This is a genomic window from Photorhabdus tasmaniensis, assembly GCF_011189505.1.
Lineage (GTDB): Bacteria > Pseudomonadota > Gammaproteobacteria > Enterobacterales > Enterobacteriaceae > Photorhabdus > Photorhabdus tasmaniensis.
Window position 1 is genome coordinate 23,960 of record NZ_PUJU01000020.1, and the last position, 22,780, is coordinate 46,739.

22 protein-coding genes are annotated in these 22,780 nt (G+C 43.6%); 3 read left to right on the plus strand and 19 right to left on the minus strand.

What is annotated here, in order from left to right; genetic code table 11:
- Positions 1 to 229: 229 nt before the first annotated feature.
- The gene (locus C5471_RS11230) at positions 230 to 1,897 is read left to right on the plus strand and encodes a S8 family peptidase (RefSeq protein WP_133812661.1); all 1,668 of its coding nucleotides are present in this window, start codon (positions 230 to 232) and stop codon (positions 1,895 to 1,897) included.
- Positions 1,898 to 1,983: 86 nt separating this feature from the next.
- Here the strand turns inward: C5471_RS11230 and C5471_RS11235 are convergent, their stop codons facing one another.
- The 18 genes from C5471_RS11235 to yceD all read right to left on the minus strand — a co-directional run bounded on the left by C5471_RS11235 (position 1,984) and on the right by yceD (position 17,413).
- Positions 1,984 to 3,288, minus strand: a complete 1,305-nt coding sequence (locus C5471_RS11235) for an NAD(P)/FAD-dependent oxidoreductase (RefSeq protein WP_133812660.1) — start codon at positions 3,286 to 3,288, stop codon at positions 1,984 to 1,986.
- Between the two features lie 332 nt (positions 3,289 to 3,620).
- Positions 3,621 to 4,643: a beta-N-acetylhexosaminidase gene (gene nagZ / locus C5471_RS11240; RefSeq protein ID WP_133812659.1), complete on the minus strand. Its 1,023-nt coding sequence runs from the start codon at positions 4,641 to 4,643 to the stop codon at positions 3,621 to 3,623.
- A 50-nt stretch (positions 4,644 to 4,693) separates the two neighbouring features.
- Positions 4,694 to 5,557 carry a thiamine kinase gene (gene thiK, locus C5471_RS11245; RefSeq protein WP_133812658.1) on the minus strand — a complete coding sequence of 288 codons (864 nt, stop codon included), beginning with the start codon at positions 5,555 to 5,557 and terminating at the stop codon, positions 4,694 to 4,696.
- The gene (lpoB, locus tag C5471_RS11250; protein WP_133812657.1) at positions 5,544 to 6,110 is read right to left on the minus strand and encodes a penicillin-binding protein activator LpoB; all 567 of its coding nucleotides are present in this window, start codon (positions 6,108 to 6,110) and stop codon (positions 5,544 to 5,546) included. The genes thiK and lpoB overlap by 14 nt, the downstream gene beginning before the upstream one ends.
- Before the next feature lie 190 nt (positions 6,111 to 6,300).
- Positions 6,301 to 6,651, minus strand: a complete 351-nt coding sequence (hinT, locus tag C5471_RS11255) for a purine nucleoside phosphoramidase (protein WP_133812656.1) — start codon at positions 6,649 to 6,651, stop codon at positions 6,301 to 6,303.
- A gap of 70 nt (positions 6,652 to 6,721) precedes the next feature.
- Entirely contained in the window at positions 6,722 to 7,507 is a 786-nt protein-coding gene (locus tag C5471_RS11260; RefSeq protein ID WP_133812655.1) for a metal-dependent hydrolase, read from the minus strand.
- A gap of 25 nt (positions 7,508 to 7,532) precedes the next feature.
- Positions 7,533 to 8,522: a DNA polymerase III subunit delta' gene (gene holB / locus C5471_RS11265; RefSeq protein ID WP_133812654.1), complete on the minus strand. Its 990-nt coding sequence runs from the start codon at positions 8,520 to 8,522 to the stop codon at positions 7,533 to 7,535.
- On the minus strand, positions 8,522 to 9,160 hold the full coding sequence (tmk, locus tag C5471_RS11270; protein WP_133812653.1) for a dTMP kinase: 639 nt from the start codon (positions 9,158 to 9,160) through the stop codon (positions 8,522 to 8,524). The genes holB and tmk overlap by 1 nt, the downstream gene beginning before the upstream one ends.
- Positions 9,157 to 10,182, minus strand: coding sequence for an endolytic transglycosylase MltG (mltG, locus tag C5471_RS11275; RefSeq protein WP_133812652.1), 1,026 nt, complete (start codon positions 10,180 to 10,182; stop codon positions 9,157 to 9,159). Before mltG ends, tmk begins: the two co-directional genes overlap by 4 nt.
- A gap of 27 nt (positions 10,183 to 10,209) precedes the next feature.
- On the minus strand, positions 10,210 to 11,034 hold the full coding sequence (gene pabC, locus C5471_RS11280; protein ID WP_133812651.1) for an aminodeoxychorismate lyase: 825 nt from the start codon (positions 11,032 to 11,034) through the stop codon (positions 10,210 to 10,212).
- A 243-nt stretch (positions 11,035 to 11,277) separates the two neighbouring features.
- The gene (fabF, locus tag C5471_RS11285) at positions 11,278 to 12,519 is read right to left on the minus strand and encodes a beta-ketoacyl-ACP synthase II (protein ID WP_133812650.1); all 1,242 of its coding nucleotides are present in this window, start codon (positions 12,517 to 12,519) and stop codon (positions 11,278 to 11,280) included.
- 73 nt (positions 12,520 to 12,592) lie between these two features.
- A complete protein-coding gene (gene acpP / locus C5471_RS11290) occupies positions 12,593 to 12,829 on the minus strand; it encodes an acyl carrier protein (protein WP_011147052.1) in 237 nt (78 codons plus the stop codon).
- A 154-nt stretch (positions 12,830 to 12,983) separates the two neighbouring features.
- Entirely contained in the window at positions 12,984 to 13,718 is a 735-nt protein-coding gene (gene fabG, locus C5471_RS11295; protein WP_133812649.1) for a 3-oxoacyl-ACP reductase FabG, read from the minus strand.
- A gap of 9 nt (positions 13,719 to 13,727) precedes the next feature.
- Positions 13,728 to 14,660 carry an ACP S-malonyltransferase gene (fabD, locus tag C5471_RS11300; protein WP_133812648.1) on the minus strand — a complete coding sequence of 311 codons (933 nt, stop codon included), beginning with the start codon at positions 14,658 to 14,660 and terminating at the stop codon, positions 13,728 to 13,730.
- A gap of 18 nt (positions 14,661 to 14,678) precedes the next feature.
- Positions 14,679 to 15,632 (minus strand): beta-ketoacyl-ACP synthase III, encoded by a 954-nt coding sequence (locus tag C5471_RS11305; RefSeq protein ID WP_133812647.1) that lies wholly within the window; start codon positions 15,630 to 15,632, stop codon positions 14,679 to 14,681.
- Positions 15,633 to 15,638: 6 nt separating this feature from the next.
- A complete protein-coding gene (gene plsX, locus C5471_RS11310) occupies positions 15,639 to 16,676 on the minus strand; it encodes a phosphate acyltransferase PlsX (protein ID WP_133812646.1) in 1,038 nt (345 codons plus the stop codon).
- Between the two features lie 29 nt (positions 16,677 to 16,705).
- A complete protein-coding gene (gene rpmF, locus C5471_RS11315) occupies positions 16,706 to 16,876 on the minus strand; it encodes a 50S ribosomal protein L32 (RefSeq protein WP_011147057.1) in 171 nt (56 codons plus the stop codon).
- Positions 16,877 to 16,888: 12 nt separating this feature from the next.
- Positions 16,889 to 17,413: a 23S rRNA accumulation protein YceD gene (yceD, locus tag C5471_RS11320; RefSeq protein ID WP_133812645.1), complete on the minus strand. Its 525-nt coding sequence runs from the start codon at positions 17,411 to 17,413 to the stop codon at positions 16,889 to 16,891.
- Positions 17,414 to 17,555: 142 nt separating this feature from the next.
- Between yceD and C5471_RS11325 the strand changes: the two genes are divergently transcribed.
- Complete coding sequence (locus C5471_RS11325; protein WP_133812644.1) at positions 17,556 to 18,146, plus strand: Maf family protein; 591 nt, start codon at positions 17,556 to 17,558, stop codon at positions 18,144 to 18,146.
- On the opposite strand, the gene rluC is transcribed toward C5471_RS11325, so the two are convergent.
- Positions 18,143 to 19,102, minus strand: a complete 960-nt coding sequence (rluC, locus tag C5471_RS11330; RefSeq protein ID WP_133812643.1) for a 23S rRNA pseudouridine(955/2504/2580) synthase RluC — start codon at positions 19,100 to 19,102, stop codon at positions 18,143 to 18,145. The two genes, C5471_RS11325 and rluC, sit on opposite strands and share 4 nt — an antisense overlap.
- 558 nt (positions 19,103 to 19,660) lie before the next feature.
- Here rluC and rne point away from each other — a divergent pair.
- On the plus strand, positions 19,661 to 22,696 hold the full coding sequence (gene rne / locus C5471_RS11335; RefSeq protein ID WP_133812642.1) for a ribonuclease E: 3,036 nt from the start codon (positions 19,661 to 19,663) through the stop codon (positions 22,694 to 22,696).
- Positions 22,697 to 22,780 lie beyond the last annotated feature (84 nt).

Genomic DNA, 22,780 nt, shown 5'->3' on the forward strand with positions numbered 1-22,780 from the left:
ATCATAATCCACCCCTGATTTTATTAATTAAAACCCACCGCTCACTCCAATGAGAGATAAATCCAAAACAAATAAAACTATATATTCAATATAAAATCACATTCGGTAATAATCAATACAGATAATACAGCCATTCCCTAACGCAATAGCGGACTAAGAAATAATAATAATATGGAATACTCATTTGTAGTTATACTAAGGAGGCGATTAACTAAAGAGGAAAATGACAATGTCCATATCCCTTGAGTACTTTAAATCTGCAAAATTTGACGGTAATCTGTATCTTAAATGTTATGGCGAAATGAGTGACAACATAGAAATAAAATACAAACTAATCAATTCAGATACAAAAGATATAGATGAATACTATAGTGACGATAATCAATTAGCCTGTTTTACCTCACTTAAACCCGCAAATTACACAATAGAAACCACTATCATTGAGAATGGAAAAATAACCAAAAATCTTCCACCAGAAAATATAGAAATAAAAGAATCAGATTTTCTGTTTGATATAGATAGAGAAATAGATAAAATTACTATAAATGAAAGCAATAATATTAGCTATCCATTACCTAAACAAACACCGTCTGAGGATAATGTTATTTCTTTGAAAGGAAACAATCATATCCCAAATGATAATTTGAAGTATAATCTTGAAATCATGTTTTCCCCAGATGGATTAAAAAGACTAGAAACTGAAAAAACTGACTTATTACCTATTTTTAATTCATCTAAACATAAAATGGAGATAAAACCTGTCTTTAATAAAGACAATTTCGATAAAAAACCCTGGAAAACCCAGGAATTCAATAAATTAACTTATCTTTACAAAATAGAATCTGATATTAGTCATTCTGATTTAGTCAGATTAGCTGATGAATTGGAAAAACTGGATTATATCGAGTTTTGTTCTCTCACACCTGTTCTAAAATACCAGCCCCCGCCGCCTCTGATTTCATCCAAACCAGAAGAGGCGATTGCCGAATTTGATTCTCATATCATTACGCCAGATTTTTCATATCTACAAGGGTATTTAGACGAATACAATGGGATGAATATCAGAAATGCCTGGGCTACTGGTTATAAAGGTCAGGGTATCACGGTACACCATCTTGATTTCGGGGTTTACCGAAACCATGAGGATTTAGTGGGTAATATTACTGTGGTCAGCAGCCGCCCTGAAATACAAGACTGTAACCACGGTACAGCCTCTAGCGGATGTATTGCGGCAAAGAATAATGCATTCGGTGTAACGGGTATAGCTCACGAATGTGATTTCCGTTTTTATGACATTGATGATTTTGACAGAATAATATACAGTTTCTCACCAGGCGATATTATTAGTTTAAATATTCAAATTGTCGCCAATAATAGATATTACCCTTTTACCTATATCGCGTCTAATTGGCAAAAAATAAAAAGCTGTGCTGACGCAGGTGCAATTATTATCTTCTCTTCCGGTAATAGCGGTATTAATTTAGCCTATGACTTCACTTTCCCTAATTATGGCGATCCTGGCGGGATTATGATTGGTGCCTGTACATCAATTAATGGATACAGGTTAGGTTTTTCCAATCATAATCTCCATACCAGTTTAAACTCCTGGGGTGAGAATGTTACAACCACTGGATATTCAAATTTACAGCGCCTGCCAGGAAATAATAGAAACTACACTCGTAGTTATAATGGGACATCCAGTGCAACACCTTTAGTTTCCGGGGCGTTAGCACTCATTCAATCCTATGCTAAATTAAAATATCATAGATACTTTAATTGCTCTCAGATAGCGGCACTGGTTAAAAATAGTGGCTTTTCAACCGGGGAACTACAGGGAATGGGTTCTCGGCCAAATGTCGCAAATGCTTTCAAATTAATTGATCGTCTACTTTCTTAATTAAGATACATTATTTCAAATTAAAGAAGTGATGCTTTATCAAGGCCACTCATTATTTCACGAGTGGCCTTGTATCGATTAAATAATTAATGCAACTTTAATCGCGGACGGATCACACGGTTAATTCCACCAACCAACATCATCAGACCAGTTTTAATATAACCATGCAAAGCGACCTGATGCATTCGATATAATGAAATATAGACAGCACGCGCCACACGCCCCTCTATCATCATTGAACCACGCATTAAGTTACCCATCAGGCTACCAACTGTACTGAATTTAGATAATGAAACCAGAGAACCATGATCTTTGTAGATATATTCTTTTAACGGTTTGTCATTCAACAACGCCATAATATTGCTATGGCAACGGCTCGCCATTTGGTGAGCCGCCTGTGCTCTTGGCGGAACCATCCCCCCCTCTTTCTTCGGGCATGATGCACAATCACCAATAGCGAAAATATGGTCATCAAATGTCGTTTGCAACGTTGGCGTTACCACCAGTTGGTTAATCCGGTTAGTTTCAAGGCCGGCAATATCTTTCATAAAATCAGGTGCTTTGATACCCGCCGCCCATACCATGAGATCCGCTTTAATCAACTCACCCTCTTTGGTATTCAATCCATGCTCATCAGCACTGGTTACCATCGTTTTGGTCAATACATGGACGCCGAGTTTTGTCAGTTCCTGATGCGCCGCAGCGGAAATGCGTGCCGGCAATGCAGGCAAAATACGCTCGCCTGCTTCGACTAACGTCACATTCAGCGCTTCTGAACTCAGCCCCTCAAAACCATAGCTGTTAAGCTGTTTTACCGCGTTATGCAATTCCGCTGATAACTCAACACCTGTTGCACCACCACCAACGATAGCGATATTAACCTTATCTTGCTGACCACTGCTTGCAGAGTATTTAAGAAACAGATTCAGCATTTCATTATGGAAACGATGAGCCTGTTGTGGGTTATCCAGGAAGATGCAGTGTTGTTTCACACCCTGCGTACCAAAATCATTAGATTTGCTGCCCAGCGCCATAACCAGAATGTCATAACTCAGTTCACGTTCAGGAACCAACACCTCATTATATTCATCCCGGATCTCAGCCAAAGAAACCTTTTTGGTGTCACGATGAATATCGGTCAAGGTCCCTAATTGGAAAGTGAAATAGTGATTACGGGCATGGGCCAGATAACTCAACGCATCAACCCCATCGTCAAGTGATCCTGTCGCGACTTCATGTAATAACGGCTTCCATAAATGGCTCTGGTTACGATCCACCAGCACAATTTCTGCTCTCTTTTTACGCCCCAGCTTATGCCCCAGACTGGTTGCCAGTTCCAAACCACCAGCACCTCCACCAATGATCACAATTCTCTTCTTTGGTGTTGACATGACTACTCCACTCAAAATGTAAATCAAATGTTATCTAAGGATATTGAAACAATATCCTTAGATAACATTTGGCTTGAAATAAATAACTGATGTGATAGTTCCAGAATACCACGGCTGGTTAGTGGGTCATACCAAAATTGAACAACATCAAATTCTTTTGAATAAATAAACGCCAATTATAAAAATTAGCAATTTATTTCCAGTTGGTTGGATTTGGCGCTTATTTGTTTCATTCACCTTTTGTCCGAAAACTAGGTACGTAATAGCACACACTAGATTCGATAAACGGGGAGTATGTGACTCCCCCGTATTCCCCTATCTCTTAACATCCCTCACCGAACACAACACTGCCATTTCTCATATAAAACCGTTAATGCTTTATTAGCCTGCTGCCAGCGTTTTGAGTTCTTTAGCTCATTCAGACTAAATTGTCCGCCCTGATGATACAATTCCGCTACTTTCTCTGCTTTGGTTTGAGGCAAGTTATCAAGCACACTGACCGCCCCATCACGGTTATTACACACCAGGATCATGTCACAACCTGCATTCAGCGCAGCCTGCCCGCGTTCAGCGTAACTGCCCATAACCGCCGCACCTTCCATAGAGAGATCATCCGAAAATATCACACCATTAAAACCCAATTGCTGACGCAGTACCGATTTCAACCAATATGACGATCCGCTGGCAGGATGCTTATCCACCTGAGAATAGATCACATGAGCCGGCATAATCGCATCCAACAAATTACGCTGGATAAAATCACGAAAAATAGACATATCATGACGACAAATGACCGCTAATGGACGATCATCGTGAGGTGTTTCTTGATGAGAATCGGCACAGACAGCACCATGCCCCGGAAAATGCTTACCTGTCGATTTCATACCGGCAGAATGCATCCCTTTAATAAAGTTCTCTGCCATTATCTTGGCTTGCTCAGGGTTTTCATGGAATGAACGTTCACCAATAGCCACACATTGATGACCTAAATCCAGAACAGGCGCAAAACTGATGTCGATATCCATTGCAATCATTTCAGACGCCATCAGCCAACCCGCTTCTTCCGCCAATTTAATGCCATTAAAATTATCACTCAATCCAGCAAAAGATTGAGCCGCAGGTAGGCAAGTGAAACCTTCACGGAAACGCTGAACTCTGCCACCTTCCTGATCAACAGCAATCACAAGACGATGACGGGATGCCTGACGAATTTGACGTACCAATTCGCGTAATTGCTCAACATCATGAAAATTGCGGGTAAACAGAATTAAACCGCCCACTAATGGATGTTGCAAAATTTCCTTTTCTTCATTATCCAATTCATAACTGACAACATCTAACATTACCGGACCCATAACATTCCTCACTTGTATTCATGTGCTGCAATCAATGCAGCATAATTGATTTAAAACGTTAGACCAAAAGAGAGACGCAACGGTTGCGCTAACGCTAAAAATTGTGGATCACCACTCTGTTTCCAACGCACTTCAAACCACATCAGAATCATATAGTCAACCCAAGGTTGCCAACGTTTAATTTGACGCGCCAATAACGTTCGATCCCGGTATCCTGATGGCTGACCACAATAGCAACGCAAAAAATCCTGCTGCTGCGGCTCATCCCAATGATTAGTGCAAAACAGTGTTGCTAACGCAAATCCTATATCGGTATCAGTTGCATATTCCCAGTCAATGAGTTTCAGACCCTGAGGCGTATTCAGCAAGTTACCGCAATGAACATCCATATGAACAGGTGATAGTTTTAGTATTGAAGGCATTGGCGACGATATAAATCGTTTATGCAACCGCAACCAACGAGGAGTAAGACGTGCTTTATCAATTTGCAACCAGTGGCTTGCTAACTGATGCCGTAATTGAAGCGGATAACCGAATAATGGCTGATGGTGCAAAGTAGTCAATAATGCCGCCAGTTTTTGCAGAAAATCAGGCTGAGAAAACTCATTTTGCTCAATAATATGACCGGGCAGCCATTCCAATAACAACCAGTGGGGAACCATTGCAATGACTTGTGGAGCAATTTTTGTCTGGCTGAGATGACGCAGGATAGCATTTTCACGCTGACGGTTAACGCCAAGCTGCTTCCCTTGCTGCCACTGTCTGCGGCCGACAATATGATATTCGCCATTGGTGGCATAATAGTTTTCATTTGTCAGACCGCTTAACGGCCTTATCTTCCAGTTACTTGCTGTTGTATAAGGCCATTGCCTGCATAACGCCCGCAATAAACAATCTTGATTACTTAACGTCACCGTGCCCTGACCAGAGAATCTCACCTGTCTGTACAATCATCAGTTGCATGACCATATCACGCTTGTCACTGTTACCTGAAACGATAGAATAGAGAACATAATCCGTATTTAAGTAACGAGCCAGACCAATCGCTTTGCTGCGTAACCCCAAACTATCTTCTTCAGACAGGCCCAAAGATTGGCGAGCGCTCTGTACTTGATTTTGCGGTACTAATACAAAAATATTCTTACTATTGATAGCTTGACGCAAAACATCAGTGATTTGCATGGTTTGCAACACACCGTTGGTGTTATTTTTTACTGTATCAACTAACAGTAACTTGCCATTTCCCAACCCATTTGCCTTAACCATTTGCTCTACCAATGGTTGCACCGTCCCTTCCCAATCAATTTCGCGCATTTTAGGTGGCTCTGGAACTTTTTCAGGTGGTACCGTCGGTTCTGTTGGGATCACAGGTATAACCGGCGTGGGAGGCTCAGGCTGCTGCGGAGGCAGGGATGGACAACCAGCCAGAAACATGACAGAGAGTGCTACAAAAACAATTCTTTTCATCAACCTATTCCAATTACAGAGTTTAAAGAAGCAGATAAGTTTCGGCTGTGACACCAGCAATCTATTATCAGTTCAACTCCAGTAATAAAACAGCAGCATTTATTTAAAAACCAAGATATCCGGGGACCATTCTGAGAAAAACATCCCCGAATATCTGGCTATATAATAAGCGAACTTTGGTGCTTCGCATTTACTTCAACAGTAATGGCCCTAAATGGCGGCCGCCAACCAGATGCATATGAATATGGTAAACTTCCTGCCCCGCATGACGGTTACAGTTCATAATCAAGCGATATCCATCTTCGGCAATACCTTCCTGTTCAGCAATTTTCGCAGCAGCCGTCATCATTCGTCCCAACGCTACTTCATGTTCTGTCTTGACATCGTTCACTGTCGGGATCAAAACATTAGGAACAATCAAAATATGAATCGGTGCCTGTGGAGAAATATCGCGAAATGCAGTGACCAGATCATCCTGATAAACAATATCAGAAGGTATTTCACGACGAATAATTTTGCTGAAAATAGTTTCTTCTGCCATCACATTTTCCTTTTATTCAAATAACAAGAGATATATGAACGCTTACAAACCACAAATTCAAGTTGATAAATCAAATTTTGCCTACATCAACATGAAATAGATCGCAGAAATTCTGCGTGGTAACCCGAGCCAGCTCCTCAATACTCACACTTTTGAGCACAGCCATATATTCCGCAACATCACGCACGTATGCAGGCTGGTTTTCTTTGCCACGATGCGGCACCGGTGCAAGATAAGGCGAATCGGTTTCAATCAAAATACGATCCAACGGTACATATCTTGCCGCTTCACGAATTTGCTCTGCATTACGGAAAGTCACAATACCGGAGAACGAAATATAGAAGCCTAAATCCAATAATTCTCTGGCGGTATCTTTATCCTCAGTAAAACAATGCAAAACACCACCACATTCTTGTGCCTGTTCTTCACGCAATACCCGCAAAGTATCATCACGGGCACTGCGGGTATGAACAATAACTGGCTTATTGAGTTTACGGCCGATACGGATATGTTCACGAAACGAGGTTCGCTGTAGTTCAGCATTATCCTGCTGATAATAGTAATCCAGCCCGGTTTCACCCAATGCGACAACTTCTTTGCCGGCTGCTAAACGTGCCAGCTCATCAAAATCATAGCCTTCATCCAGATTAAGCGGATGAATACCACAGGAAAAGACAATATTTCCCCGCTCACCGATCAGGGTTTTCATTTGCTGGAAACCAGGTAGCGTAGTCGCTACTGCCAGCATAAATTTAACCTCCCGATCCGCCGCTTTTGCAACAACATCATCTACATTTTTATGTAGTTTTTCATAATCAAGACAATCAAGATGACAATGCGAATCCACTAACAACATATTAAACTCGTATACAAAAAAGATTTCAGAATTGTGAAGTAAACTGTTTTTCCCAATTGAGCAATTGCTCTGTCAGTAACAACTCTCTGTTTACGCCCACGACTGAGAGTAACTGATGACGGCAATATGTCCAGTCATCAACGCCTTGTAGTAAAACCACCATAGTATGCATGGAACTTAGTTGATAAATCAGCGTTTGTTGATCCTGATTGATGCAATAATCTGGTGCCCGCTGTTGCCACTTTACTGCATCAAGTAACAAACTGATAAGCCAGTGAAGGCGCTGTGGCGCATCTTCGTGATTTAGCTGGGATAAAAGTGACAAAGCATCACGTTTATCCAAAGCCTGTTCAACTGCCTGACAGAATTGCCTCCGAATCTGCCATTGTTCCGGTTGCAGCAATCGTTCTGCCGCAACCGGCGCTCCCTGAGACAGTTTCAAAGCCGTCATTGCATCAACCGAAGAAATGACAGATAACTGTTTTTGCAACCAATAAAAGCTGGTTTCTGCTTCAGGCACCGGCAGAAAATAGTAAAAACAGCGACTGCGCAAAGTTGCCAAAAGGCTGGCTGGCTGACGACATTCCAGAAGAAAATAGGTATGTTCCGGCGGCTCTTCCAACGTTTTCAATAATGCATTGGCAGCAGCATCTGTCAGACACTCAACCAAAGGCAGCCAGACAATTTTTACGCCGCCTTGCTGAGAACGACTATAAAGCTTTTCCGTAATCTGACGTACCGCTTCCACACCCACACTGGTTTTACCCTTCTCCGGTGACATAATATGCCAATCAGGGTGCGTTTCTGCCATCATCAGGTGACAACTATGACACTCCCCACAACTTTTCATCCCCTGTTTATTCTGACACATCAACCAGCGGCTTAACCCATATATCAACACATCAGCCCCGGTGCCGGCATTAGCATGAAGCAATAAAGCATGATGGCCTCGTCCTTGCTGATGGAATTCTACCAACTGACGATATGCCTGATTAAGCCACGGATACCAATTCATCAGCCATTTTCCTGCTGTTTCAGCCATTGCTCAAGGGCTTGGCAAATATCTGCGTGTACCTGCTCTATTGGCTGAGCCGCATCAACAGTCACAATACGCTTATCTTGTGCCGCAAACTCCAGGTAACAACTGCGAGTACGCTCAAAGAAATCCATCGACTCTTTTTCAATTCGGTCTAATTCCCCGCGCTCACGGGCGCGCAGTAGACCAATCTGAGGAGGAAGATCGAGATAAATAGTCAGATCAGGGCGAAAATCACCCAGAACGGTATCACGCAGCGAGGTCATCAAGTTTTTATCAATACCACGACCTCCCCCTTGATACGCTTGGGAGGAGAGATCATGACGATCACCCACAACCCATGCACCGCGAGCCAGAGCAGGTTTAATCACATTTTCAACCAGTTGTACCCTGGCTGCATATAACATCAACACCTCTGCTTTATCTGTCAGAGATTCACCTTCAATACCTTGCTTAATCAACTCACGTAGTTTTTCTGCCAGTGGCGTTCCACCCGGTTCACGGGTAAAAACCAAGTTCTGAATACCGTGCTGCTGCAATATTTCAACGACCGTTTCCATTGCTGAGGTTTTTCCTGCACCCTCCAGCCCTTCAATAACAATAAATTTGCTGTTCATTTGCTCTGTCTTAATCCCTGACGGTAAATATTCACCGCCCTGTTATGCGCCGCCAGATTGGTCGTAAAAGTATGGCCGCCTTTACCATCCGCGACAAAATAGAGAAATTCAGTTTTTGCCGGGTGCGCAGCGGCTTTTATCGAAGCAAGACCTGGCATAGCAATTGGCGTAGGTGGCAAGCCATTAATCATGTAAGTATTGTATGGTGTCAGTGTGGTTAAATCTTTGCGAAAAATAGTGCCTGTGTATTTTTCTCCTAAGCCATAGATCACTGTCGGATCAGTTTGTAACCGCATATTCAACCGTAAACGGTTAATAAATACAGAAGCCACTTTTGTCCGTTCAGCCTCAACAGCTGTTTCTTTCTCAATTATCGACGCCATGATCAACATTTCATAAGCACTTTTATAGGGCAGGTTTTTATCGCGCTTTTGCCATTCTTCTTCAAGCGTCATTTTCATCTGCCGGTATGCTCGTTTCAGTAATGCGACATCGCTTGTCCCCGCCGTATAGTGATAAGTATCTGGATAGAGCCACCCTTCCAAAGTATCAGTCTCTTTGATACCCAGTATTTCAGCCAATTCCTGAGCACTTTTGTCATTCAGTTCATGTTTAAGATACTCAGATTGTTGTAGTATTTTCCACCAATCAGATAAATGGCTACCTTCAACAAAACGGACCGTAAATTGTGCCTCTTTGCCACTGGAAAATAATTGCAACATTTCCCGCAATGTCATTTCTCGTGTCAACAGGTAAGTTCCCGCTTTAAATTCGGCAAGTTTTGGCTCCAACCTTAATAACCAAGGGAAAATATGACTATCTTTAATCACGTTATCCTGAACCAATAATGCTTCCAAACTATGGCGGCCAATACCTGCGGGTAATGTAAATACCCGATCTTGTTTGATTGCCAATGTTTGATCTGCAAATCTTTCAACTTTCTTATAACCGGCATGGAGTAATATTGCCGCCACCACGACAATCAAAGCTAATAGGCTAAAAAAGTGCTTTTTCCGTTTCATCAATTAATCACTTAAACACAGCGCAAATTACAACTTCAAACATTCAGGAAGCAAATATTCATACAGCTCCCTTGACTGATATTTCCATGCGGGCTGATTTTCATGAGCCAGAATCTCACTGACCGGTATCACTGGCATTAAAGAATTGCAAACTATTACCTCGTCTGCATAAGCCAATGTTTCAGGATAACGATTTACACAGGAACAGTTATAGTCACTTTCTGATAATAACTGTATTATTTTTTCCCGCATCACGCCTTCAACACCACAGCCCCGCAAATCAGGAGTATACACATCTTTTCCTTTACGCCAGAAAATGTTTGCAGTACAGCACTCAACCAATAAACCATTGGTATCAAGTACCAAGGCTTCATCAGCATTGGATTTTTCGATAAATGATTTAATTAATACCTGTTCCAATCGGTTAAGGTGTTTAATTCCGGCAAGGTAGGGATTTATTCCCATGGGTATCGGGCTGGAGACCAGAGAAAGGCCCTCCTGGCGTTGTTTCAGATATTTTTCGGGATAAGGAGTGAGAGACAGGATCTGATTTGGTCGCGTGAAACCCTGTGCACTGTAACCACGCCCTCCGGCTCCACGGGAAAGGATAACTTTTAGTACGCCTTGTTCCGTAGTGGAAGCAATCTGTTTTATATGGTTTTCAAGCTGTTGCCAATTGGGTTGTGGAAGAGATAACCTTTCAGCACCTTTTTGTAATCTTTGGATATGCAATGACAGTAAAGCGGCCTGCCCCTGATCTATTTTTGCTGTTGTAAAACAACCATCCCCGAATTGAATTGAACGATCATTCACTGGCAGATAGTTGCACCGCTCGCCATTAATCCAATACATATGACTTTGTTCTTAATTACTCAAAAAAGGTATTTCAACCAACTTATCAAGAAGCGGTATCATAGTATATAGCCGACATGAGTGCAAAAATGCCCACATAACCTGCCATGGAAAGAGCACCAATAATGATTAATTATTGGCGCTCTTTAATTCTTTCGCCTGAAAGTATTTACAAAATCACACTGTAGAGAAACTCAGCAACATGTTTCTGTTCACATCAGGCTTTGCCTTATCAATTAAGGCTTATATCTTACGGAAAATCAGTGAGCCATTCGTCCCACCGAAACCGAAAGAGTTACACAGCGCATATTCCATGCCCTCTACCTTACGGGATTCATTAGGAACGAAATCCAGACGGCAGTTCTCATCCTGATTTTCCAGGTTGATAGTTGGCGGAACAATTTGATCACGCAGTGCCAGGATGGTGAAAATAGATTCCACTGCACCCGCCGCACCCAACAAATGGCCGGTCATTGATTTGGTCGAACTGACTAAAACATCGGTGCCTTCACCAAATACTGACTCAACCGCATGGGATTCTGCCAAGTCGCCGGTGGGTGTTGACGTACCGTGAGCATTAATATATCCCACTTGCCTGGTAGTAATACCGGCATCTTTCAGAGCATTTTCCATCGCCAGCGCAGCACCAGCACCATTTTCTGGTGGTGACGTCATATGGTAAGCATCACTGCTCATACCAAAGCCAACGATTTCCGCATAAATTTTCGCACCGCGTCTCTTCGCGTGCTCATACTCTTCCAACACCAGAACCCCTGCGCCATCCCCCAGAACAAAACCATCACGGTCTTTATCCCACGGTCGGCTTGCGCTCTGTGGATTATCGTTACGGGTAGACAAGGCACGGGCAGCACCAAAGCCACCAACCCCCAGAGGCGTACTGGCTTTTTCTGCACCACCTGCCAGCATAATATCCGCATCATTGTAAGCAATAATACGAGCAGCATGACCGATATTATGTACACCTGATGTACATGCGGTGGCGATAGAAATACTTGGCCCACGTAAGCCGTAAATGATACTTAGATGGCCTGCTACCATATTTACAATCGTGGAAGGTACAAAGAATGGACTGATCTTACGAGGACCACTAGCCACTAACGCACCGTGATTCTCTTCAATAAGACCCAGACCACCAATACCAGAACCAATAGCAGCACCAAAACGACTAGCATTGGCTTCTGTTACTTCGATTCCAGAATCTTCAATAGCTTGCACACCTGCTGCAATACCATATTGAATGAAATCATCCATCTTTCGTGCATCTTTGCGCGAAATATTAAAATCTTCATGATTAAAATCTTTAACCAGGCCAGCAAATCTAGTTGCATGGCGACTGGTGTCAAAATGGTCAATCAGGCTGATACCACTCTGTCCGGCACAAACAGCTTTCCAAGAAGATTCAGCTGTATTACCGACAGGAGATAACATGCCTAGTCCGGTCACAACTACTCGACGCTTAGACACGCTTATCCTCCAGGGAGGGAAATAATTTAAGGCAGAAACATAGGCGGTCGAGTGACCGCCTAGGTGTGTTCACTTATTCGCTTTGGTTCTGGACGTAATCAATAGCTGCCTGAACTGTAGTGATCTTTTCTGCTTCTTCATCTGGAATTTCGATATCGAACTCTTCTTCCAGAGCCATTACGAGTTCAACTGTGTCAAGAGAATCAGCGCCCAAGTCATCAACAAAAGAAGCTGAATTAACAACTTCCTCCTCTTTAACACCAAGTTGTTCAACGATGATTTTTTTAACGCGTTCTTCAATAGTGCTCATGCTATTAAATTTCCTATCAAAATTCGCTTTCGCGATGGTTTTCGTAGTTTATAAAATACAGGAAAAGATGCAACCAAATCCCGGCTGGTCGAACCACAATCTTGCTCTATTTTGCGTTATTTAACACAAAAAATGCAACTGGTTCGCTCACTTTTTAGTTCATATACATGCCGCCATTGACATGTATTGTTTCACCTGTGATGTAGGCCGCTTCATCAGAAGCTAAGAAAGCCACAGCACTGGCAATTTCTTTCACATCTCCAAGTCTCTTAACGGGTATATCATTCGAAAAATTTGCCAACTGCTCATCTGGCAACTTCTTGAGCATATCCGTTTCAACAAGCCCTGGAGCTACAACGTTAACCGTAATACCCCGAGAAACGACTTCACGAGCCAATGTCTTACTGAAACCAATAATTCCTGCTTTTGCTGCGGCATAGCTCGCTTGCCCAGGGTTACCCATTACTCCAACGACAGAACCAATAGAAATAATACGGCCATAACGTTTCTTTATCATAAAGCGCATTGCCGCTTTTGACATACGGAAAACGGAAGAGAGATTCGTGTCAATAACATCCTGCCACTCATCATCTTTAATGCGCATCACCAAGTTATCACAAGTGATACCGGCATTATTCACTAAAATATCAATTCCACCAAACTCGGTACGAATGATAGACATCAATTGTTCAATAGATTCAGGATCAGCAACATTCAGTACAAAACCTTTACCGTTTTCACCAAGGTAAGCACTGATAGCTTCAGCGCCTTTTTCGCTTGTTGCTGTACCAATGACATGGGCTCCACGCTCTGCTAATAGTTCAGCAGTTGCACGGCCGATCCCACGGCTGGCACCTGTTATTAATGCAATTTTTCCATCTAATCTCATGTATTGTCCTCAATTACTTTCCAATATGGTGACTAATGAAGTTGTGTCATTCACCGCTGCTACACTTAAGGTACTGACAATTCGTTTAGTTAAACCCGTCAGAACTTTACCTGGCCCTATTTCTAATATCTGTCCAATACTCTGTCCAGCAATAAATTCAACTGTTTCCGCCCAACGGACAGGATTATAGAGTTGTCGTACCAGTGCATCACGGATAGCTTTAGCAGATTGTTCTATTTTCACATCAACATTATTTACCACCGGGAACTGAGGATGATTGAATTCAATTCCTTCCAAAACAACTGCCAGCTTATCTGCGGCTGGTTTCATCAATGCGCAATGCGACGGCACACTGACAGCCAAAGGCAACGCACGCTTTGCGCCCGCAGCTTTGCATGCAGTACCAGCACGTTCTACAGCTTCTTTCTCACCGGCAATAACAACCTGACCTGGCGAGTTAAAGTTAACAGGGGAAACAACTTGCCCCTGAGCAGCTTCTTTACAGGCTCTGTCAATGGATTCATTATCTAAACCAATAATAGCATACATTGCACCTGTGCCTTCAGGTACCGCTTCTTGCATCAATTTGCCACGCAGTTCAACAAGTTTAATCGCTTGTTTAAAATCAATGACACCGGCGCAAACCAATGCAGAATATTCACCAAGGCTATGCCCAGCCATCAGTGATGGTACTTTTCCACTTTTCTCTTGCCAGACCCGCCAAATAGCAACCGACGTTGCCAATAACGCGGGCTGGGTTTGCCACGTTTTATTTAATTCTTCTTCCGGCCCCTGTTGAACCAGAGTCCAAAGATCATATCCCAGCACATCAGAAGCTTCAGCAAAAGTTTGCTCTACAACCGGGAACATTGTGGCCAAATCAGCCAACATACCAAGGGACTGAGAACCCTGCCCAGGAAATACCATTGCAAATTCAGACATGTTCATTTTCCTGTCAAATTAAAAACGTATCAGTGCTGAACCCCAAGTCAGCCCACCACCAAAAGCCTCAATTAAGATTAGCTGACCACGTTTAATCCGACCATCACGCACGGCCTCATCAAATGCAGTGGGTACCGATGCCGCAGAAGTGTTACCGTGACGATCCAGCGTTACCACCACTTTATCCATAGTCATGTGCAACTTCTTAGCTGTCGCTGCGATAATACGCAAATTGGCCTGATGAGGTACCAACCAATCCAGCTCACTATGCGATAGATTGTTAGCGTCTAATGTTTCATCAACCAGATTAGCCAATTCACGGACTGCAATTTTAAAGACTTCATTACCGATCATACTGGCATACGCAGGTTCTTTTCGATTTTGGCGATCCTGATAAGGCAACACCAGCAATTCACCATAGCTACCATTTGCATGAAGGTGAGTTGAAAGAATTCCTGGCTCATCAGAAGCCCCTACCACCATCGCACCCGCACCATCACCAAACAAAATAAGTGTTCCGCGATCTTCTGGATTAAGCGTTCTGGTAATAGAATCAGAACCAATGACCAGCGCATGTTTTGCCGCACCTGTTTTAATAAACTTGTCAGCAATACTCAATGCATAAGCAAAACCAGAGCAAGCAGCAGAAATATCAAAAGCAGCTGAATTCTTGGTACCCAACATGTGCTGAATTTGACACGCAGAACTTGGGAAAGCATGACTGGATGAAGCGGTTGCCACAATGATTAAACCAATCTGATCTTTATCAATGCCAGACATTTCAATTGCTTTTTCCGCAGCCCAAAGACCCATCATCGCAACGGTTTCATCATCAGTAGCAATACGGCGTTCACGAACGCCTGTGCGGGTAACAATCCACTCGTCAGAGGTATCCACCATTTTTTCTAAATCAGCGTTAGTGCGCACTTGCGCAGGCAGATAACTGCCTGTACCTAAAATTTTTGTATACATGTATGTTCAGTCACTCTTGGGTAATGCTGTTGCCAGGCGGGCAGCAATTCTGTCAGGAACCTGCCTTTCAACGGCCTGAACAGCCTGTTCGATTGCGGCTTTAAACGCATGCTCATTAGCCGCCCCATGGCTTTTGATTACAATTCCATGTAATCCTAACAGACATGCGCCATTATACTGGTCAGGGTTCAGGTGACCGAAGCGTTTTGTCATCCGTTTTTGCAACCACTTCTTGACTATTTTCAACAACCAGGATAATTGTCTCTTTTGTCCATCCGATGATTTAAGCAAGGATAAGATAATCCTGATTGCTCCTTCCATCGTTTTTAACGTCACGTTACCTGCGAAGCCGTCACACACCAATACATCACTCTTGCCTGTCAGCAACTCATCGCCTTCCAGATAACCAATGTAGTTTATTGCCGGAATATTCTTTAAAATAGTGGCGGCTTCGCGGATATTATCCAGCCCTTTACTCTCTTCTGTACCAATGTTAAGCAGTGCTACCGCAGGATTCGCTATACCGACCACTTCCTCTGCCATTACTGAACCCATAATGGCGAATTGCACCAGCATACGACTATCGCAATTAACATTAGCACCCAAATCCAGTACCACCGTTTTCTGTTGCTTCAGATTGGGCAATACTTGCATTAAAGCGGGTCTGTCAATACCATCAATAGATCTTAGTATCAATTTGGATAGCCCCATCAATACCCCGGTATTCCCCGCACTAACACAGGCTTGTGCCACACCGGATTTCACTAAATCTAATGCAACACGCATTGATGTACCACGGCTGGCACGAATTGCCTGCGATGGTTTTGCACCGTTAGCCACAACCTGTTCGGCAGGAACCACCTGCAAACGACTGAGCAACTTAGCATCAGTATTTACAAGCAAAGGAGAGATGGTATCGGGGATCCCGACCAACAATAATTTAAGTTTAGGATTAGACGCCAGTGCCTGCAACGCAGCAGGCACCGTAACGCGAGGACCAAAGTCCCCGCTCATGGCGTCTAACGCTAAAGTCAGATTAGTCAAGGTATCAACTTGCTAATGACTGGCGGAGATTATTTGTTGATGACCTTGCGGCCACGGTAGTAGCCATCGGCAGTCACATGGTGACGCAGGTGAGTTTCACCAGAGGTTTTATCTACAGATAATAATGGTGCGGTCAGTGCATCATGGGAACGACGCATACCACGTTTAGAACGAGTTGGTTTATTCTGTTGTACGGCCATTGACCTTACTCCTTAAGTACTTTTCTTTAAACTGGCTAATACGGCAAATGGGTTTGGTTTTTCAGCCTCTGGAGGTAATTCACCAAACACCATATCCGCGTCGGACACTTCACAGTGTTCAGAATCATGTACCGGAACCACCGGCAGAGAAAGAATTATTTCATCTTCAATCATCGCCAGCAAATCTATTTCGCCAAATTCGTCAACGTCAATTGGCTCATACTCTTCCGGTAATGCTTCAGCCTGCTCATCATTGATGACCGGGCTAAAACAATATGTTATGTGAACGTGATGGCTGAAATTACCGCCACAACGCTGGCACTCAAGCGTAACATCCACATCGGAATGCCCCCGCACAACTGCCAGACGTTGATTATCTATCTGAAACGATAAAACGCTGTCTACATCATTGTCCACGCTAACCACAGATTCCGCGATACGCAAAACTTGCTCAGGAGAATAACTACCTATGTAGTCTAATCGTTTCTGAGCTGTGCGAAGCGCATCAATGGTCAGGGGTAATTTTAGCTTTTGCATAAGGCGCGCATATTATCTTTGTAATGCGATATAGTCAAAGAAAAAGGCCATACATCTTCACCTTTCCGCCAAATATTCGCTTATTAAGCCGTGCTTAGTTTAAAATGCCTGCAATTATTTCGCCATATATTTTAGAAAAATTATGACACAAATCGTTTTAGCTTCTACATCAGCTTACCGCCGTGCGCTACTGGAGAAACTCCGTTTGCCCTTTATATGTGCGGCTCCCGATGTTGATGAAACACCTCAGATTAATGAAAACGCAGAACAGCTCGTTATGCGCCTGGCACAGGCCAAAGCACAGGCATTACAAACAAAATATTCTCAGCACTTGATTATTGGTTCTGATCAAGTTTGTGTTATTAATGGTGAAATAACCGGCAAACCACACAGTTTTGAAAATGCATTTAAACAATTACGGCAAGCCAGTGGTCATTGCGTCACCTTTTATACCGGCATTTCTCTTTTCAACAGTAAAACAGGGGTAATTGATACCCGTTGTGAATTATTCAATGTTTATTTCAGGGATCTGACTGATGATGAAATCCGGGCTTATTTAACAGCGGAAGAACCGCTTAATTGTGCAGGAAGCTTTAAAAGCGAAGGATTAGGGATTACTTTATTTGAACGGCTTAAAGGAAAAGATCCGAATACGCTGGTTGGCTTACCCTTAATTACACTGACTGAATTATTAATCCGCCAGGGGGTAAACCCACTGACGGCAATATATTAATTACAATTACTTTTACGCAGCACTTTTATACAGCAGCGCAATTGTTCATCCATCGGCGCTTCAAGGCGTAATGTCTCCCCCGTCGAAGGATGGGTGAATTTCAACGCACTGGCATGCAAAAACAGGCGATTAAGGCGGGTATCTGATAGTTGAGAATCAAAAGCCTTATCGCCATAACGATCATCAAAAGCGATCGGATGCCCGGCGTATTGAGCATGTACGCGGATTTGATGAGTTCGGCCTGTCACTGGGCTGGCTTTCACCAGCGTTGCATTGGCAAAACGCTCTTCTACTTTAAAACGTGTTTCAGAAGGTTTACCTTCGCCGCTCACTTTCACAATTCGTTCACCGCTTTGTAAGATATTTTTCAGCAGTGACGCCTGAACAACCTTGCAATGTGATTGCCATTGTCCCCGGACTAAAGCCAGATAATCTTTCTGCATCTGTTTAAGTCGTAATTGCTCGTGCAAGGCCCGTAAAGCTGAACGTTTTTTCGCAATTAACAAAATTCCAGAGGTATCACGATCCAGACGATGCACCAATTCAAGGAATTTTGCCTCCGGGCGCAAAACCCGTAACCCTTCAATAACCCCAAAACTTAAGCCACTGCCGCCATGCACGGCGGTACCGGCAGGTTTATTGATCACCAGAATATGGTCATCTTCATATAAGACACACTCACCCAATGCAGCCACTTTCTCCAGTTTGGCTGAAACCGGCACCACCTGCCGTTCTGCAACCCGGACAGGCGGGATCCTGACGATATCTCCCGCAGACAATTTATACTCAGGTTTTATCCTGCCTTTGTTTATCCGGACTTCACCCTTACGTACAATCCGGTAAATCATGCTTTTAGGAACGCCTTTCAAACGCGCTAATAAAAAATTATCAACACGCTGTCCAGCCTCATCGTCATCAATAGTGACAAATTGTACAATTTGATTATTCGTTTTCATGGCAGTGATTTTAATTACCACTCAAGCAGAGCGCCACTCATTTTTAAATATGAGTAAAAATCATGCATACTTTCTGCCTGTCGCCTTTCCTACTTTAAGATAAAGACTAAATATTAACTATTTCTTCATATTTCATCAGAAAAACCACTTAAAGGCATAAAGTCACCTTGCTATCACCCCAACAGCAATGGAATAATGCGTAGCCACCATCAGTTTTTTAATTCTGAATGGCGAAGTTAAACGTTTGTTCTTTGTTTGATTGCACAAAAACGCAGCAATGGCGTAAGACGTACTGGGGAATCAAATAATTAGCGGGCTACGGGTAGCAGTTTACTGGTATTGGATCAAATCCGCGTCATTCATATTTGCAGATTACTCCTAGAAAAGAGTGCTGTTTTTTAAGTGAAAATTCAGGCTCGCCGAAAATATGCGTCTCTATACAAACGACAGCCGGGAGGTTGGCGGATTTGTAAAAGACACGAGACCATCGGTTACCAGTAGCTCATCTATATTTGCCCGTGGCTCTATAACTAATGAAAAAATAATGAGTAAGTTACAATGAAAAGAATGCTAATCAACGCAACTCAGCAAGAAGAGTTGCGTGTTGCTCTGGTTGACGGGCAACGCCTTTATGATTTGGATATCGAAAGTCCAGGACACGAGCAAAAAAAAGCAAATATCTACAAAGGTAAAATCACCCGAATTGAACCTAGTCTGGAAGCCGCTTTTGTTGACTATGGTGCTGAACGGCATGGTTTCCTTCCTATTAAAGAAATAGCCCGCGAATACTTCCCTAGTAACTATCACCCTCATGGTCGCCCTAATATCAAAGATGTTCTCAGGGAAGGCCAGGAAGTTATCGTTCAAGTCGATAAAGAAGAGCGTGGCAATAAAGGGGCTGCATTAACCACTTTTATCAGCCTGGCGGGCAGCTATCTGGTATTGATGCCTAATAATCCCCGTGCCGGTGGTATTTCCCGCCGTATCGAAGGAGATGACCGCACAGAACTGAAAGAAGCCCTAGCCTCTTTAGAAGTACCGGAAGGCATGGGACTAATTGTTCGCACTGCCGGCGTCGGTAAATCCGCCGAAGCGCTACAGTGGGATTTATCGTTCCGCCTCAAACATTGGGAAGCGATCAAAAAGGCCGCTGAAAACCGTTCCGCTCCATTTTTAATCCACCAAGAAAGCAATGTCATCGTCCGCGCTTTCCGTGATTATCTGCGCCCAGACATTGGTGAAATCTTAATCGACAATCCCAAGATCCTCGATCTGGCACGGCAACATATCACTGCACTTGGTCGCCCGGATTTCACCAGCAAAATTAAACTGTATAGTGGTGAAGTTCCCCTGTTTAGCCATTATCAGATTGAATCCCAGATTGAATCTGCGTTTCAGCGTGAAGTTCGCCTGCCATCAGGTGGAGCTGTCGTTATTGATACCACAGAAGCATTAACCGCGATTGATATCAACTCTTCCCGTGCAACACGCGGGGGTGATATTGAAGAGACAGCGTTTAATACCAACCTTGAAGCAGCAGATGAAATTGCTCGTCAGTTACGCCTGCGTGATCTGGGTGGTTTGATTGTTATCGATTTTATCGATATGACGCCCGTACGCCATCAACGTGAAGTAGAAAACCGTTTACGTGATGCTGTCCGTCAGGATCGCGCCCGTATTCAGATTGGTCGTATCTCCCGCTTTGGCTTGCTGGAAATGTCCCGTCAGCGTCTGAGCCCATCACTGGGTGAATCCAGCCATCATGTTTGTCCGCGTTGTAGTGGCACAGGTACTATCCGTGATAACGAATCCCTATCATTGTCCATCTTACGTCTGATTGAAGAAGAAGCGCTGAAAGAGAACACGCATCAAGTACATGCCATTGTTCCGGTACAAATCGCTTCATATTTGTTAAACGAAAAACGCCAGGCAGTCAGTGCAATTGAACGCCGTCAAGGGGATGTTGGTGTGGTGATCGTTCCTAACGATCAGATGCAGACACCGCACTTCTCTGTTCTGCGCATGCGTAAGGGTGAAGAGGTTTCTACACTGAGTTACCTGCTTCCTCAGTTTCATGAAACTGGAATGGCAAATCCTCAAGAAGATGTCCAACCTGAGCGTAAACGACCTGAGCAGCCTGCTATTTCTGCTTTTGCCTTACCAACCGATGCGCCAACACAGCAGCCATCGCATAAAGTAAAAGAGCAAAAACCTAACCACCCAGTTCAGGTTAAAACAGAACAACCAGGCCTCTTAAACCGCCTCTTGACTGCTTTGAAAAAAATGTTCAGCGCAGAAGAAGAGAAGCCAGTACAGCAAAAAGACAATAAACCATTTGGTCATGATAACCGTCGCCCTTCTGAGCGACGCAATCACCGCCGTCAGAATTCACGCAAAGATCGTGATGATAATCATCCGCCGCGTGATGAGCAGCGTAATAACCGCGACCGTGACGAACAACGGAAAAATCGTCATACTCAGCAGAAAAATGGTGTTCAAGATAACGACGCAACCGTAGAGATCGCTGCTCGCGAAACTCAGCAGCAGCAACGTCGTGAGCAACGTGCAGAACGTCAACGCCGTCGTCAGGAAGAAAAGCGTCAGCAGCAACTTGAAACCCAGAAACCAGAAGTTGTTGAAAGTGAGGTTGAAGAACGTCTGCCGGTTATACTACGCCGCCAACGTCGTCAGCTTGAGCAAAAAATTCGTATCACAGATGAAGTGAAAGAAACGACAACGATCACTTCACTGCCCGTACCTATTGTCACGGAAGAACAACTACCCGCACCCGTTGAGATACAAGTAGAAACAGTTCAACCATCACAACAGGCTGAAAGTAAAGAGCAGCAAGACAATGTGATGCCACGCCGCTCTCGTCGTTCACCTCGCCATCTGCGTGTCAGTGGTCAACGCCGCCGCCGTTACCGCGATGAGAGAAATCTGCCTCAATCACCGGTACCACTATCTCTGGCGGTTGCATCACCAGAAATGGCTTCCGGCAAAGTTTGGGTCCGCTATCCAGTCACTCCAGTTTCCACAGACATGCCTGAGGAACTATCTGTTGTCGAACAACAAAATGAGATACTACCGACAATAGCGACAGAAACAGCACCTGCAATAGTTGTGACTGAATCCGAACCAACCACCATCACTGAATCGCCTAAGGTAGCAGAGGTGGCGGAAGCTTATCAGGATGAAATAAAACCTGAATCTACCCTTGCAAAAGAAAATGATGTTGTTCTACAACAAACTGAATCAGTACAGCAAGAGCCGTTAATTATTGAACCTGCGACAATAACACCGGTTACGTTTGAATTTGAACAGCAGCCAGCAACAGAAGCAATTGCAGAAGTGGTTACTATTGAAGAGAGTAAAGATGAAACAGCTAAACAACCTGTTGCTATAATAGCCAAAGTTCATCATGCCTACGCGCCGATGACCAAAGCATCCGCTCCAGAGATGATCGAACAATCTATTATTATCAACGAATGGCAACGCTCTATTTCTCATTTCGGAGGGAAAGGAGGCGCTGGAGGCCATTCAGCTACTAACGCAGCCACTTCCCCAATGGCTAAACCGCGATCTTTTGAATAGCAACATCATTTAATATTAGCAAAATGGCTCTTTTTTGGGAGCCATTTTTTTGCCACCACTCCCACAAAAATACTTATCGTTAGT

What these genes read in the sequence shown, in the direction of transcription:
- lpoB (WP_133812657.1), bottom strand. Translation starts at nt 6,110, where the DNA reads ATGAAAAGAATTGTTTTTGTAGCACTCTCTGTCATGTTTCTGGCTGGT.
- fabG (WP_133812649.1), bottom strand. Translation starts at nt 13,718, where the DNA reads ATGAGATTAGATGGAAAAATTGCATTAATAACAGGTGCCAGCCGTGGG.
- tmk (WP_133812653.1), bottom strand. Translation starts at nt 9,160, where the DNA reads ATGAACAGCAAATTTATTGTTATTGAAGGGCTGGAGGGTGCAGGAAAA.
- acpP (WP_011147052.1), bottom strand. Translation starts at nt 12,829, where the DNA reads ATGAGCACTATTGAAGAACGCGTTAAAAAAATCATCGTTGAACAACTT.
- C5471_RS11305 (WP_133812647.1), bottom strand. Translation starts at nt 15,632, where the DNA reads ATGTATACAAAAATTTTAGGTACAGGCAGTTATCTGCCTGCGCAAGTG.
- C5471_RS11235 (WP_133812660.1), bottom strand. Translation starts at nt 3,288, where the DNA reads ATGTCAACACCAAAGAAGAGAATTGTGATCATTGGTGGAGGTGCTGGT.
- C5471_RS11230 (WP_133812661.1), top strand. Translation starts at nt 230, where the DNA reads ATGTCCATATCCCTTGAGTACTTTAAATCTGCAAAATTTGACGGTAAT.
- rpmF (WP_011147057.1), bottom strand. Translation starts at nt 16,876, where the DNA reads ATGGCCGTACAACAGAATAAACCAACTCGTTCTAAACGTGGTATGCGT.
- hinT (WP_133812656.1), bottom strand. Translation starts at nt 6,651, where the DNA reads ATGGCAGAAGAAACTATTTTCAGCAAAATTATTCGTCGTGAAATACCT.
- rne (WP_133812642.1), top strand. Translation starts at nt 19,661, where the DNA reads ATGAAAAGAATGCTAATCAACGCAACTCAGCAAGAAGAGTTGCGTGTT.
- pabC (WP_133812651.1), bottom strand. Translation starts at nt 11,034, where the DNA reads ATGTATTGGATTAATGGCGAGCGGTGCAACTATCTGCCAGTGAATGAT.
- C5471_RS11325 (WP_133812644.1), top strand. Translation starts at nt 17,556, where the DNA reads ATGACACAAATCGTTTTAGCTTCTACATCAGCTTACCGCCGTGCGCTA.
- nagZ (WP_133812659.1), bottom strand. Translation starts at nt 4,643, where the DNA reads ATGGGTCCGGTAATGTTAGATGTTGTCAGTTATGAATTGGATAATGAA.
- fabD (WP_133812648.1), bottom strand. Translation starts at nt 14,660, where the DNA reads ATGTCTGAATTTGCAATGGTATTTCCTGGGCAGGGTTCTCAGTCCCTT.
- yceD (WP_133812645.1), bottom strand. Translation starts at nt 17,413, where the DNA reads ATGCAAAAGCTAAAATTACCCCTGACCATTGATGCGCTTCGCACAGCT.
- rluC (WP_133812643.1), bottom strand. Translation starts at nt 19,102, where the DNA reads ATGAAAACGAATAATCAAATTGTACAATTTGTCACTATTGATGACGAT.
- C5471_RS11260 (WP_133812655.1), bottom strand. Translation starts at nt 7,507, where the DNA reads ATGTTGTTAGTGGATTCGCATTGTCATCTTGATTGTCTTGATTATGAA.
- mltG (WP_133812652.1), bottom strand. Translation starts at nt 10,182, where the DNA reads ATGAAACGGAAAAAGCACTTTTTTAGCCTATTAGCTTTGATTGTCGTG.
- holB (WP_133812654.1), bottom strand. Translation starts at nt 8,522, where the DNA reads ATGAATTGGTATCCGTGGCTTAATCAGGCATATCGTCAGTTGGTAGAA.